General features: G+C 65.4%; 12 protein-coding genes. 8 read left to right on the top strand and 4 right to left on the bottom strand.

All coding sequences use genetic code 11. The features are described 5' to 3' along the window. The first annotated feature begins 89 nt into the window (after positions 1-89). From fusA to ABDC78_RS05555, 7 genes are all read left to right on the top strand, one after another. Positions 90-2,141, top strand: coding sequence for an elongation factor G (fusA, locus tag ABDC78_RS05525; protein WP_218620709.1), 2,052 nt, complete (start codon positions 90-92; stop codon positions 2,139-2,141). A gap of 90 nt (positions 2,142-2,231) precedes the next feature. Further along, a complete protein-coding gene (gene tuf / locus ABDC78_RS05530; RefSeq protein ID WP_178358743.1) occupies positions 2,232-3,422 on the top strand; it encodes an elongation factor Tu in 1,191 nt (396 codons plus the stop codon). A gap of 149 nt (positions 3,423-3,571) precedes the next feature. After that, the gene (locus ABDC78_RS05535) at positions 3,572-4,417 is read left to right on the top strand and encodes a cutinase family protein (protein WP_178358744.1); all 846 of its coding nucleotides are present in this window, start codon (positions 3,572-3,574) and stop codon (positions 4,415-4,417) included. Positions 4,418-4,450: 33 nt separating this feature from the next. Then, positions 4,451-5,275, top strand: coding sequence for an SHOCT domain-containing protein (locus ABDC78_RS05540; protein ID WP_178358745.1), 825 nt, complete (start codon positions 4,451-4,453; stop codon positions 5,273-5,275). Positions 5,276-5,414: 139 nt separating this feature from the next. Beyond that, positions 5,415-6,797, top strand: a complete 1,383-nt coding sequence (locus ABDC78_RS05545; RefSeq protein WP_218620710.1) for a basic amino acid/polyamine antiporter — start codon at positions 5,415-5,417, stop codon at positions 6,795-6,797. 15 nt (positions 6,798-6,812) lie between these two features. Continuing rightward, entirely contained in the window at positions 6,813-8,078 is a 1,266-nt protein-coding gene (locus tag ABDC78_RS05550) for an arginine deiminase (RefSeq protein WP_178358747.1), read from the top strand. A gap of 67 nt (positions 8,079-8,145) precedes the next feature. Beyond that, positions 8,146-8,997, top strand: a complete 852-nt coding sequence (locus tag ABDC78_RS05555) for a mycofactocin-coupled SDR family oxidoreductase (RefSeq protein WP_178358748.1) — start codon at positions 8,146-8,148, stop codon at positions 8,995-8,997. A 2-nt stretch (positions 8,998-8,999) separates the two neighbouring features. Here ABDC78_RS05555 and ABDC78_RS05560 read toward each other — a convergent pair whose 3' ends face one another. From ABDC78_RS05560 to ddaH, 4 genes are read right to left on the bottom strand one after another with little or no spacing between them, the layout of a single operon-like run. Further along, complete coding sequence (locus tag ABDC78_RS05560; protein WP_178358749.1) at positions 9,000-9,881, bottom strand: universal stress protein; 882 nt, start codon at positions 9,879-9,881, stop codon at positions 9,000-9,002. Beyond that, the gene (locus tag ABDC78_RS05565) at positions 9,878-11,326 is read right to left on the bottom strand and encodes an amino acid permease (RefSeq protein ID WP_178358750.1); all 1,449 of its coding nucleotides are present in this window, start codon (positions 11,324-11,326) and stop codon (positions 9,878-9,880) included. Before ABDC78_RS05565 ends, ABDC78_RS05560 begins: the two co-directional genes overlap by 4 nt. Positions 11,327-11,362: 36 nt before the next feature. After that, positions 11,363-12,604 (bottom strand): ornithine--oxo-acid transaminase, encoded by a 1,242-nt coding sequence (gene rocD / locus ABDC78_RS05570; RefSeq protein WP_347133476.1) that lies wholly within the window; start codon positions 12,602-12,604, stop codon positions 11,363-11,365. 2 nt (positions 12,605-12,606) lie between these two features. Next, positions 12,607-13,467 (bottom strand): dimethylargininase, encoded by an 861-nt coding sequence (ddaH, locus tag ABDC78_RS05575; RefSeq protein WP_178358752.1) that lies wholly within the window; start codon positions 13,465-13,467, stop codon positions 12,607-12,609. 114 nt (positions 13,468-13,581) lie between these two features. Between ddaH and ABDC78_RS05580 the strand changes: the two genes are divergently transcribed. Continuing rightward, positions 13,582-14,028, top strand: coding sequence for an Lrp/AsnC family transcriptional regulator (locus tag ABDC78_RS05580; protein ID WP_178358753.1), 447 nt, complete (start codon positions 13,582-13,584; stop codon positions 14,026-14,028). Positions 14,029-14,063: the final 35 nt, after the last annotated feature.

Raw genomic sequence — 14,063 nt, forward strand, 5'->3', positions numbered from 1 at the left:
GACAGCAACCGAGCAAGCGAAAGAGTGGGAATCTAGCCGTGGCACAGGACGTGCTGACTGACCTGACCAAGGTCCGCAACATCGGCATCATGGCGCACATCGATGCCGGTAAGACGACGACGACCGAGCGCATCCTCTACTACACCGGTATCAGCTACAAGATCGGTGAGGTGCACGACGGCGCCGCCACGATGGACTGGATGGAGCAGGAGCAGGAGCGGGGCATCACCATCACCTCCGCTGCGACCACCTGCTTCTGGAACGACAACCAGATCAACATCATCGACACCCCCGGGCACGTCGACTTCACCGTCGAGGTGGAGCGTTCGCTGCGGGTTCTCGATGGTGCCGTTGCCGTCTTCGACGGCAAGGAGGGTGTCGAGCCGCAGTCCGAGCAGGTGTGGCGCCAAGCCGACAAGTACGACGTTCCCCGTATCTGTTTCGTCAACAAGATGGACAAGATCGGCGCGGACTTCTACTTCTCGGTGCGCACCATGGAAGAACGCCTGGGCGCCAACGTCATCCCGATCCAGCTCCCGATCGGCTCCGAAGGCGACTTCGAGGGCATCGTCGACCTGGTCGAGATGAAGGCCAAGGTCTGGCGCGGCGAGACCAAGCTCGGTGAGACCTACGAGACCATCGACATCCCGGCCGAACTGCAGGACAAGGCCGACGAGTACCGCACCAAGCTGCTCGAAGCGGTCGCCGAGACCGACGAGTCGCTGCTGGAGAAGTACTTCGGCGGCGAGCAGCTGTCCATCGAGGAGATCAAGGGTGCGCTGCGCAAGCTCACCATCAACTCCGAGGCGTACCTGGTGCTGTGCGGCAGCGCGTTCAAGAACAAGGGCGTGCAGCCCATGCTCGACGCGGTGATCGACTACCTGCCCTCGCCGCTGGACGTCGAATCCGTCACGGGCCACGTCCCGGGCAAGGAAGACGAGCTGGTCACGCGCAGGCCGTCGACCGACGAGCCGTTCTCGGCACTGGCGTTCAAGGTTGCGACGCACCCGTTCTTCGGCAAGCTCACCTACGTCCGGGTGTACTCGGGCAAGGTCGACTCCGGCTCGCAGGTCGTCAACGCGACCAAGGGCAAGAAGGAGCGCCTGGGCAAGCTGTTCCAGATGCACTCCAACAAAGAGAACCCGGTGGAGACCGCATCGGCCGGCCACATCTACGCGGTGATCGGTCTGAAGGACACCACGACAGGTGACACGCTGTCGGATTCCAGCGACCAGGTCGTGCTGGAGTCGATGACGTTCCCCGATCCGGTGATCGAGGTGGCCATCGAGCCCAAGACCAAGAGCGACCAGGAGAAGCTGAGCCTCTCGATCCAGAAGTTGGCCGAAGAGGATCCGACCTTCAAGGTGCACCTGGACCAGGAGACCGGCCAGACCGTCATCGGCGGCATGGGCGAGCTGCACCTGGACATCCTGGTGGACCGGATGCGCCGCGAGTTCAAGGTCGAGGCCAACGTCGGCAAGCCGCAGGTGGCCTACAAGGAGACCATCAAGCGCACGGTCGAGAAGGTCGAGTTCACCCACAAGAAGCAGACGGGTGGCTCCGGCCAGTTCGCGAAGGTGCTGGTCAGCATCGAGCCGTTCTCCGGCGAAGATGGTGCGACCTACGAGTTCGAGAACAAGGTCACCGGTGGCCGCATCCCGCGCGAGTACATCCCGTCGGTGGATGCCGGTGCGCAGGACGCCATGCAGTACGGCGTGCTGGCCGGTTACCCGTTGGTCAACGTCAAGCTGACGCTGCTCGACGGCGCCTACCACGAGGTGGACTCTTCGGAAATGGCCTTCAAGGTCGCCGGCTCCCAGGTCATGAAAAAGGCTGCCGCACAGGCACAGCCGGTCATCCTGGAGCCAGTGATGGCCGTCGAGGTCACGACGCCCGAGGATTACATGGGTGAAGTGATCGGTGACCTGAACTCCCGCCGTGGTCAGATCCAGGCCATGGAGGAGCGCAGCGGCGCTCGCGTCGTCAAGGCGCATGTGCCGCTGTCGGAGATGTTCGGCTACGTCGGAGACCTGCGGTCGAAGACCCAGGGCCGGGCGAACTACTCCATGGTTTTCGATTCGTACGCCGAAGTTCCGGCGGCCGTGTCGAAGGAGATCATCGCGAAGGCGACGGGTCAGTAAACCGGACCCCGTCGTCCGGCGGGACCACACAACTGAAAACATCAACACTGCTTTAGAAGAAGCACCAACACAGTCCAGGAGGACACCACAGTGGCGAAGGCGAAGTTCGAGCGGACGAAGCCGCACGTCAACATCGGGACCATCGGTCACGTTGACCACGGCAAGACCACGCTGACTGCAGCAATCACCAAGGTTCTGCACGACAAGTACCCCGCGTTGAACGAATCGCGCGCATTCGACCAGATCGACAATGCGCCTGAGGAGCGTCAGCGCGGTATCACGATCAACATCTCCCACGTGGAGTACCAGACCGAGAAGCGTCACTACGCGCACGTCGACGCCCCCGGTCACGCTGACTACATCAAGAACATGATCACCGGTGCCGCCCAGATGGACGGCGCAATCCTGGTGGTCGCCGCCACTGACGGCCCCATGCCCCAGACCCGCGAGCACGTGCTGCTGGCGCGTCAGGTCGGCGTGCCCTACATCCTGGTCGCGCTGAACAAGGCCGACATGGTCGACGACGAGGAGCTCATCGAGCTCGTCGAACTGGAGGTCCGCGAACTGCTGGCCGCCCAGGACTTCGACGAGGAAGCCCCCGTGGTCAAGGTCTCGGCGCTCAAGGCGCTCGAGGGCGATCCGGAGTGGGTCAAGTCCGTCGAGGATCTGATGGACGCGGTCGACGAGTCGATCCCGGATCCGGTGCGTGACACCGACAAGCCGTTCCTGATGCCCGTCGAGGACGTCTTCACGATCACCGGCCGCGGCACCGTGGTCACCGGTCGTGTCGAGCGCGGCGTGGTCAACGTGAACGAGGAAGTCGAGATCGTCGGCATCAAGCCGACCAGCACCAAGACCACGGTCACCGGTGTGGAGATGTTCCGCAAGCTGCTCGACCAGGGTCAGGCCGGCGACAATGTCGGTCTGCTGCTGCGCGGCATCAAGCGCGAGGACGTGGAGCGCGGCCAGGTCGTCATCAAGCCGGGCACCACCACCCCGCACACCGAGTTCGACGGCAGCGTCTACATCCTGTCCAAGGACGAAGGCGGCCGTCACACGCCGTTCTTCAACAACTACCGTCCGCAGTTCTACTTCCGCACCACGGACGTGACCGGCGTCGTGACCCTCCCCGAGGGCACCGAGATGGTGATGCCCGGTGACAACACCGACATCTCCGTCAAGCTGATTCAGCCCGTCGCCATGGACGAGGGTCTGCGCTTCGCGATTCGCGAGGGCGGCCGTACCGTCGGCGCCGGCCGGGTCACCAAGATCAACAAGTGATCTAGGTTCCAGCCAACGTCAGTGGCGCTCACCCGAAAGGGTGGGCGCCACTGTCGTTTCTGCGCGCGTGCTGTAACGCGTGCGCTGAACAGGCCGATGTATCTCTCGACGGCTGTCGAGGGGTTGGCCGGGGGATCAAGTAAGAGGACATGTTGAAGCGAAGCAATTCCATCACCGCACTCGCAAGCGCCGCCGTCCTGGGCGGCGCCGCCCTGGTCGGGCTGGCCGGACCCGCGTCCGCGCAGCCCGCCTGCCCTGACGTCCACTGGATCGGCGCCGCCGGTTCCGGTGAGCGCGCCGGGGCACTGGCCGGCGACGGCGGCATGGGCCGGGTTGTCCACAAGTCCTACCGCGACTTCGCGCAGCTGGTGCAGCAGGACGGTCGCACCATCACCGCCGAAGCGGTCGAGTACCCCGCGGTCGAGGTCCCCGAGGACGGCGGCATCCTCGACTGGGCCGATTTCATGGGCAGTGTCGACACCGGCGCCGCAGCGCTGGCTGCGCAGTACCACACGTTCGTCACTCAGTGCCCGACATCCCAGGTGGTGCTGGCCGGTTACTCGCAGGGCGCCATGGTGGTGCACCGCAATCTGCATGCCCTGGACGCGAACCCGCAACTGGCTGCGGCGCTGCTGATCGCCGACGGCGACCGGCTGCCGCAGGACCCGACGATCAACCTGGGATCGGCCACATCGGTCCTGGGCGCGGGCAAGGGCGTCGCCCAGGATTGGCCGATCCTCGCCCACGCACCCGCGCCGCTTCCCGTGACCATGGGCAGCAGGACGATCAGCGTGTGCGATCTCGGTGACGCGGTGTGCGACTACGACCCCGACGCCGAGGACACGATGAACCCGGCGGCGGTGGCAGTGCACACCAGCTATGCGCGCAGCGCCGGCGCGCTCGACTCCTGGACGCTGCCCCTCTACCAGCTCGTCGAGCCTGTCGAGATCCAGGACCCGGTCGCAAACCAGATCGAGGTCAACGCCGGATCCTGAGCCTGATCGGGCCGCGGTGGTCATAATCTGACCATGTCCACGTTCTGGCAATACGTGCGTGTCCAGCTCTTTGTCCTGCTGTGCGGCATCGTCGGCCCGATCTTCCTGGTCATCTACTTCGCCGCGGGCGCGGACCCGCTGCTGAGCTGGATGTTCTGGACGGGTCTGCTGATCACCGCGGTCGACGTCCTGATTGCGCTGGCGATCACGGGCTTCCGCTCGAAGAAGGCCGCGAAGACGCAGGCGCTGGAGACCTCCGGTGTGCTGGCTCTGGCGCAGGTCGTCGGTATCCACGAGACCAACTCCCGGATCAACGATCAGCCGTTGGTCAAGCTCGACCTCCAGGTCTCCGGCCCCGGCATCACGCCGTTCTCGACCCAGGACCAGGTGATCGCGTCGGTGTCGCGGCTGCCGATGATCACCAGCCGCAAGCTCGTCGCACTGGTCGACCCGGTGACCCACGACTATCAGATCGATTGGCAGCGAAGCGCTTTGGTGAGCGGGCTGATGCCCGCCACCTTCAGCGTGGCCGAGGACGGCCGGACCTACGACCTCACCGGCCAGGCCGAGCCGCTTATGGAGATCCTCCAGGTGCTCAAGGCGAACCACATCGCCATGGACGACATGGTGGACCTTCGATCGAATCCTGCTGCCCGCCAACAGGTGCAGACCATCGTGCGGCACGCGGCCGCACAGCAGGCCATGCCCCCGCCGGTGCCCGCAGCAGCGCCGTACGTGCCGCCCGCCGAACCGACGACCTCCGAACGTCTGCAGCGACTCGACACGCTACGGGCCACCGGTTCGATCTCCGAGGCCGAGTACACCGCCAAGCGACAGGAAATCATCGCCGAGATCTGATAACCGAGCAGCGATGCCTCCCGATTGGTAGCTTTCACCCAGGTCGGGGCGCGCCTGCTCCGGCGACGGGAGGTCGGATGTGACTGCCACCGATGCGACCACCAAAGATTCGAAGGTCAGTCTGCCCACCCTGACCGCGATGGTGGTCGGTTCGATGATCGGCTCCGGGGTCTTCCTGCTACCCCGCCGATTCGGAGTCGAGACCGGTGTCGTCGGGGCGATCATCGCCTGGACCATTGCCGGCAGCGGAATGCTGATGCTGGCGTTCGTCTTCCAGCGCCTCGCCAACCGCAAACCCGACTTGGACGCCGGTATCTACGCCTACGCCAAGGCTGGATTCGGCGACTACGTCGGCTTCAACTCCGCCTTCGGCTTCTGGGCCTCGGCGTGTGCGGGAAACACGTCCTACTGGGTGGTGATCATGACCACCACGAGTGCACTGTTCCCCGCACTCGGCGCCGGCGACACCGTGGTGGCGGTGTTGGCGTCGTCGGTCGGGGTGTGGTTGTTCTGCTATCTGATCCTGCGCGGTGTCAAAGAGGCGGCGGTGATCAACCGCATCGCCACCGTCGCCAAGGTGGTGCCGATCTTCGTGTTCATCGTGATCGCGGCCATTGCGTTCGAGGCCGAGGTCTTCACCGACAACCTGTGGGGCGGCGACGGGAGCTACTCCTGGAACTCGGTTTTCGAGCAGGCCAAGGGCACCATGCTGATCACCGTGTTCGTGTTCCTCGGGATCGAGGGCGCCAGTGTCTACTCGCGGTTCGCCAGGAAACGCGAAGACGTCGGCCGCGCCACCGTCATCGGGTTTCTCTCGGTGCTGAGCGTTTTCGCCCTGGTGACGTTGCTGTCCTACGGGGTGCTGCCGCAGCAGGAACTGGCGGCCGTCGACCAGCCGTCGATGGCTTCGGTGCTGGAATCTGTTGTCGGACATTGGGGATCGATCTTCATCCGGGTCGGCGTGGTGTTGTCGGTGCTGGGCGCGTACCTCGCCTGGACGTTGATGGCCGCCGAAATCCTCTACATCCCGGCCAAAGCCGACGACATGCCGCGGTTCCTGGGACGCACCAACAGCAATGGTGCGCCGGTCGCCGCACTGGTGCTGGCGGGCATCCTGATCCAGCTGCTCCTCGTGCTGCTGTTGTTCACCGCAGAGGCACTCGATTTCATGCTCGACCTGACCGCGGCCCTGTCGCTGATCCCGTATCTGCTGGCGGCCGCCTACGCGGTGAAGCTGACGATGACCAGGGAAACCTACGAGAACGGCGGGGCCTGGAGGAGCGACGCCGTGGTCTCGGGCATCGCGACCTTCTACACCCTGTTCCTGATCTACGCGGCAGGACTGGACAAGCTGCTCCTGTCCTGCATTCTGTACGCAGCGGGTGCTGCGCTGTACGTCATCGCCCGCCGGGAACGTGGACTGCGGGTCTTCACCAGAGCTGAAGCGGTGTTGTTCGGCGTCATCGTCGTCGGGGCGGTGGCCGGCATCGTGTCGCTGGTCACCGGCGCCATCACGATCTAACGAGAGGATCGATCCATGACCACAGCCGCAGCGTCCCCAGCGCCATCCGCCTCCTACGGTGTGCACTCCGAGGTGGGCAAGCTGCAGAAGGTGCTGGTGTGCTCGCCAGGTCTGGCCCACGAGCGCCTCACCCCGACCAACTGCGACGACCTGCTCTTCGACGATGTGCTCTGGGTGCAGAACGCGCGGCGCGACCATTTCGACTTCATGGACAAGATGCGTGACCGCGACGTCGAGGTCGTCGAACTCCACAACGTGCTCACCGAGACAATGGAGAACGCCGAGGCGAAGGCGTGGCTGTTGGATCGCAAGATCGTGGCGAACGAGGTGGGACCCGGCCTGGTCGAGGACACCCGGGGCTTTCTGGAATCGCTACCGCCGCGCCGACTGACCGAGTTGTTGATCGGCGGGATGTCGATCCTGGATCTGCCGGCGGAGTTGGGTGCGGGATACCGGTCGCTGGCGCGGGAGGACAACGGTGTCACCGAGTACCTGATGCCCCCGCTGCCGAACACGCTCTACACCCGGGACACCACCTGCTGGATCTATGGCGGCCTGACCCTCAACCCGTTGTTCTGGCCCGCGCGCCACGACGAAACCCTTTTGATGAAGGCGATCTATGAGTTCCATCCCGACTTCGTCGGGTCCACGGTGTGGTGGGGTGATCCCGAGGAATCGTGGGGGCTGGCCACCATTGAGGGGGGCGACGTGCTCATCCCCGGCAACGGCGTGGTGCTGATCGGGATGAGCGAGCGCACGTCGCGACAGGCGATCACCCAGGTTGCCGCGGAACTGTTCGTCAGGGGTGCTGCCGACAAAGTGATCGTGGCCGGCATGCCCAAGCTGCGCGCCGCCATGCACCTGGACACCGTGTTCACCTTCGCCGACCGCGACGTCGTCACCATCTACCCTGAAATCGTCAACGGCATCGTGCCTTTCACACTCGTCCCCGGTGACAACGAGGTCGGCGTCGAGGTCATCGAGGAGACCAAGCCGTTCCTCGAAGTCGTCGCCGCGTCGCTGAACCTGCCCGCGCTGAGGGTGGTCGAAACAGGCGGCAACGCCTACGACTCGGAACGTCAGCAGTGGGACAGCGGCAACAACCTCGTCGCCGTCGAGCCGGGGGTGGTGTTCGCCTACGACCGCAACACCCACACCAACTCCCTGCTGAGCAAGGCCGGTATCGAGGTGATCACCATCGTCGGTGCCGAACTCGGCCGCGGCCGCGGCGGTGGGCACTGCATGACGTGCCCGATCATCCGCGATCCACTGGATTGGTGAGTCTCTAGAACGTGTTCTAGTTCTGCTGTTAGCCTGACCTCGGCTCGCAGCAACGAAGGGAGCGGTCATGACAACAGGTGCAGGCTTGGAGGGCCGCGTCGCGTTCATCACCGGAGCGGCGCGCGGACAGGGGCGCGCGCACGCTGTCCGACTGGCCAACGACGGCGCCGACATCATTGCCATCGACGTCTGCGGACCGGTCTCGCCGACCGTCACCTATCCGATGCCCACCGCCGAGGATCTGGCGGAAACGGTGCGGTTGGTCGAAGCCACCGGGCGCAAAGTGCTTGCCCGCGAGGTCGACATCCGTGATCTCGCCGCTCAGCAGCAGGTGGTGGCCGACGGCATCGAACAGTTCGGCCGACTCGACATCGTCGTCGCGAACGCGGGCATCCTCAGCTGGGGCCGGATGTTCGAGATGTCCGAGGAGCAGTGGGACAGCGTCATCGACGTCAACCTCAACGGCACGTGGCGCACCATCCGCGCCGCTGTGCCCGCGATGATCGAGGCAGGCAACGGCGGCTCGATCATCATCGTCAGCTCGTCGGCGGGCACGAAGGCCACCCCGGGCAACGCCCACTACGCGGCCTCCAAGCACGGCCTGGTGGCGATCACCAACGCCTTGGCGATCGAAGCGGGGGAGTTCGGGATCCGGGTCAACTCGATCCACCCGTACTCCATCGACACACCGATGGTCGAACCCGACGCCATGATGGAGATCTTCGGAAAGTACCCGGCCTTCCTGCACAGCTTCTCGCCGATGCCGTACCACCCTGTCAATCACCAGGGCAAGAAGGGGCTGAAGGAATTCATGACGCCCGAAGAGGTTTCGGACGTGGTGGCCTGGCTGGCAAGCGATGGATCGGCGACGATCTCCGGTTCCCAGATCGCCGTCGACCGTGGGACCGCCAAGTACTGACCTCAGGCGGGTAGCACGAGCACCGGCACCGGGCTGTGCCGGATGATCTTGGCGCCGTGCGCTCCCAGGAACACCCCGGTGATGCGTCGCCGCGATGTCGTACCCAGAGCGAGCACGTCGCCGTCCTCCCATTCGGTGGCGTCCAGCGCCTGATCCCACCCGTTGCCCGTGATGACCTGTAGCTCAACGTCTTCGCCGACGATTCCGTCCGATTTCAACTTCGACGTGATCTCCCGAAGTTGGGCCGCCCAGGTCTCGAGCAGGGAGTCCTCGGCGTGCAATCCCACCTGCGGTGGGAACATGGTCCGTCCCCGGATGGCGTAGCTGACGATGCGCAGCGGCACCCCCAGAGTGGTGGCGAGTTCGCTGACGCGCTCGACCACCCGCACCGATTCCGGGGTGCCCGAGTAGGCGCAGGTGATCCGTTGCAACGTGCCGGTACGGGATCCGCGATAACCGCGCGGGCTCAGGGCGACCGGTACCGGAGACGCATGCAGCAGCCAGTCGGTGGTCGATCCCAGCACCACCTGCCCGAGTGCACCGCTCGACGACGAGCCGACGACCAGGACGTCGGCGTCGACGCGCTCGACAGCGTCCAGCAGGCCGTCACCCGCGGTGCGGCTGGCAATCTGGAGGAAATCGACCGAGATGCCCGCCGCCACGGTGTCCAGGTACTCCCGCGCCTCACGCTCCGAGTCCGAACCCAATTGCTGGGCGTAGGCGGCGAATTCGGCATCAACGCGGGCGGGGGACGGTGTCATCCAGGGTCTGGGCACAACAGCGACGACGGTGAGGGAGGTGTTGAGAGTTCGGGCCGCCTCGACGGCGAGGTTGAGTGGGGCGTGTCCGCACTTCCCGGCGAGATACCCCGCCAAGACGGTCACTTCGGTTCCCCGACCGCCACGGTGTTGAGAGCGCTGCGGTGCCGACTCCAGAACATCCAGAAGATCAGGGCGACACCGACCCAGGCGCCGAACGCCACCCACGTGTACCAGTTCAGGCCCCACAGCACCACCAGGCACGCGGCCACCGACAGGATCGGGGTGACCGGGTACAGCGGCACCTTGAAGCCGCGCGGCAGATCGGGTTCGCGAACGCGCAGCACGATGACGCCGACGGAGACGACGATGAACGCGACCAGCGTGCCGATGGACACCATGTCGAGCAGATATCCCAGCGGGACGAAGCCGGCGAGCAGCGCACACACCGTGGCCACGATTACGGTGTTGTTGACCGGCGTCATGGTACGGGGATTGACCTTGGCGAACATCGACGGCAGCAGCCCGTCGCGACCCATCGCGAACAGGATGCGGGTCTGTCCGTACATCACGACCAGCGCGACCGAGAAGATGGAGATGACCGCACCGGCCGCCAGAATGGTGCTCGCCCAGAGGCTTCCGGTGATGTTGTCCAGAATCACCGCCAGGCCTGCGGTGGCCTGCTCCTCGGAACCGAAATCCTCGGTGGGCTGCGATCCGAGTGCGGCGAACGCCACCAGGACATAGAAGCTGGTGACGATCACCAGCGCGGCCAGGATGGCACGGGGCATGGTCTTCTGCGGATTCTTGACCTCGTCACCGGCGGTGGAGATGGCGTCCAGACCGATGTAGGAGAAGAAGATTCCGCTCGCCGCCAGGGTGATCCCGTTGAAGCCGGCATCCCAGAAGCCGGCGAACCGGTCGGAACTGTATGCGGTGAATGCGATGACGACGAACAGCAGCAGCACGCCGAGCTTGATCACCACCATCACGGTGTTGACCAGAGCCGACTCGCTGGCGCCACGGATCAGCAGCAGCGCGCACATGACGATCAGAACGACGGCGGGCAGGTTGACGAACCCGGCCGCGTCGTCCCACGGGGCGGCCGACAGCGCCTGGGGGATCTGCACACCGAACAGGTTGTCCAGCAGCTTGTTCACATAGCCGCTCCAACCGACAGCCACCGCGGAGATCGACACGCCGTATTCGAGCAGCAGACAGGCGCCGATGGCCATCGCGACGAACTCGCCGAGTGTGGTGTAGGCGTAGGAGTAGCTCGACCCGGACACCGGTACGGCAGAAGCCATCTCCGCGTAGCAGATCGCCGACAGACCGGCGGCTATGCCGGCGATGATGAACGAGACGATCACCGCCGGTCCGGCTTCGGGCACCGCCTCGGACAGCACGAAGAAGATGCCGGTGCCGACGGTGGCGCCGACACCGAACATCGTCAGTTGGAAGGTACCGATGCTGCGTTTGAGGCCCTGGGAGGCGCCGTGGGCGACCGGTGCGTCGATCACGGGACGGCGCCGGAGCATCTGTTGGGTGAGGCCTAACGGTGGGGCAGTCATGGCGCCTCCTGGATCGTCGGCAGGACGGGTGTCGAACTAGTGTGAACCCGTTTCGGCCAGAACGTCGGCTAACCGGTCAACGGCCCAATCGATCTCGTCGGCGGTTATCACCAGCGGCGGCGCGAAACGCAGCGTCGACCCGTGGGTGTCCTTGACCAGCACACCGCGCTCGGCCAGCTTCAGGCTGATCTGCTTGCCGGTGCCGTGCACCGGGTCGATGTCGACGCCGGCCCACAGACCTCTTCCGCGGACTGCGATCACCCCGCGGCCGATGAGCCCCCGCAACCGATCGTGCAGGTGAGTGCCGAGTTCAGCTGAGCGGGATTGGAATTCGCCGCGAGCCAGCATCTCGACAACGGTGCTCCCGATCGCAGCCGCCAACGGGTTCCCACCGAAGGTGGAACCGTGCTCGCCCGGATGCAGCACCTCCAGAACTGCGCGATCGGCGACCACCGCCGACAGCGGCACGACGCCACCGCCGAGGGCCTTGCCCAGCAGGTAGACGTCGGGCACGACGCCCCAGTGGTCACACGCGAAGGTCCTTCCGGTGCGGGCCAAGCCGGACTGGATCTCGTCGGCGATCAGCAGCACGTTGCGCGCGGTGCACAGCGCCCGCACCCGCGGCAGGTAGTCGTCGGGCGGCACGATGATCCCCGCCTCACCCTGGATCGGCTCGATCAGCACCGCGACGGTGTTGTCGTCGATGGCGTCGGCGATCGCCTCGGCATGCGGGTCGTCGGGACCGAAGGGCACCGAACGGAATCCCGGTGTGTACGGTCCGAAACCGCGGCGCGCCGTGTCGTCGTCGGAGAAGCTGATGATCGTCGTGGTCCGGCCGTGGAAATTGTTGCGTGCGACCACGATGTTGCCCTGATCGGCGGGAACCCCTTTGACGTCGTGGCCCCATTTGCGTGCGACCTTGATGCCGCTCTCCACGGCTTCGGCGCCGCTGTTCATCGGCAGCACCATGTCTTTGCCGCACAGTGCGGCGAGGGCGGCGCAGAACGGTGCGAGCCGGTCGGAGTGGAAGGCGCGGCTCACCAGCGTCACGGTGTCCAGCTGGGCGTGCGCGGCAGCCGTCACCTCTGGATTGCGGTGGCCGAAGTTGACCGCGGAGTACGCCGCGAGGCAATCGAGATAGCGGCGGCCCTCGACATCGGTGATCCAGGCACCTTCGGCGCCGGCCGCGACGACCGGCAGCGGCGAATAGTTGTGCGCGACATGGCGGCGATCGAGTTCGATCACCATGTCGGTCTCGGTCGTCATGTTCTCCAGCATGGTCACGGATGTACCTCCAGGGTGCAGCATTTGACCGATCCGCCACCCTTGAGGAGCTCCGAGAGGTCCACCCCGACAGGTCGGAAGCCCCGCTGGCGGAGTTGCTCGGCGAAACCGGTGGCGGCTGCCGGCAGGACGACATTGAGGCCGTCGGAGACGACGTTGAGGCCGAGGACGTAGGCGTCGGCGCTGGCCACCTCGATCGCATCGGGGAACAGCTCGATCAGCGCCGCGCGGGATCGCTCGGCGAACGCCGTTGGGTAATAGGCGATCGTGGTGTCGTCGAGGACCGCGAGCGCGGTGTCGAGGTGATAGAAGCGGGGGTCGACGAGCTCCAGGCCGACGACCGGCATTCCGAGGTGTTCGGCGATCTCGTCGTGCGCACGACGGTCCGTGCGGAAACCGTGACCGGCCAGGATCGTCGAGCCGACCACCAACAGGTCGCCCTGGCCCTCGTTGACGTGGCGGGTCTCGAAGGGCAGATACCCGTTGCGGGACATCCATTCGGCGTGCGCGATGGACTCACCGGCACGTTCGGCATGGGCGAAGCGGGCGACGACGGCCCTGCCGTTGACGACCAGTCCGCCGTTGGCCGCGTAGACCATGTCCGGCAGACCTGCCACCGACTCGACCAGTTCGACGGTGTGGCCGAGATCTGTGTAGGTCTGGCGCAACGCCTCCCACTGGGCCACGGCGCGGCAGGCGTCGACAGGGGTGGAGGTGTCCATCCACGGGTTGATGACGTATTCGACGGCGAAGAAGTTCGGGGCCGCCATGACGTACCGGCGGGGCCGGGCCGTTCGGGTGCGGGTGACATCGGTGGCGGGGGTCGCGAGGGCGCCGGCGACATCGGAGAACATCATGAAAGCAACGATATGGACTGCATCTGGCGCAATCAATCGCCAGCTGTTGCGTAATAAGGCATGATTCATTGCGTCAATGCGTTGCTTGTGAACTTCTATTGCGCGGGAGACGTCATGGATCGGCTCGATGAGACCGACGAGCGCATTCTGGTCGAGCTGGCCGAGCATGCCCGGGCCACTTTCGCCGAGATCGGGCAGCGGGTGAACCTGTCGGCACCGGCGGTGAAGCGTCGCGTCGACAGGATGCTCGATACCGGGGTCATCCGGGGATTCACCACCGTGATCGACCGCAACGCGCTCGGCTGGACCACCGAGGCCTACGTCCAGGTCTACTGCCACGGCACCATCGCCCCTGACGAGCTGCGTGCGGCCTGGCAGGACATCCCCGAGGTGGTGAGTGCGGCCACGGTCACCGGCACGTCAGACGCGCTGCTGCACGTCCTGGCCCGCGACATGCGGCACCTCGAGGAGGCGCTGGAGCGGATCCGTGCCAGCGCCGACATCGAGCGCAGCGAGAGCATCGTGGTGCTGTCGAATCTCATCGAGCGATCACCGGGCTGACGGGGTGGCGTACATCGGCCCGACCGGATCGTGTA

This window comes from Mycobacterium sp. DL (assembly GCF_039729195.1).
In the GTDB taxonomy this organism is placed as follows: Bacteria; Actinomycetota; Actinomycetes; order Mycobacteriales; family Mycobacteriaceae; genus Mycobacterium; species Mycobacterium hippocampi_A.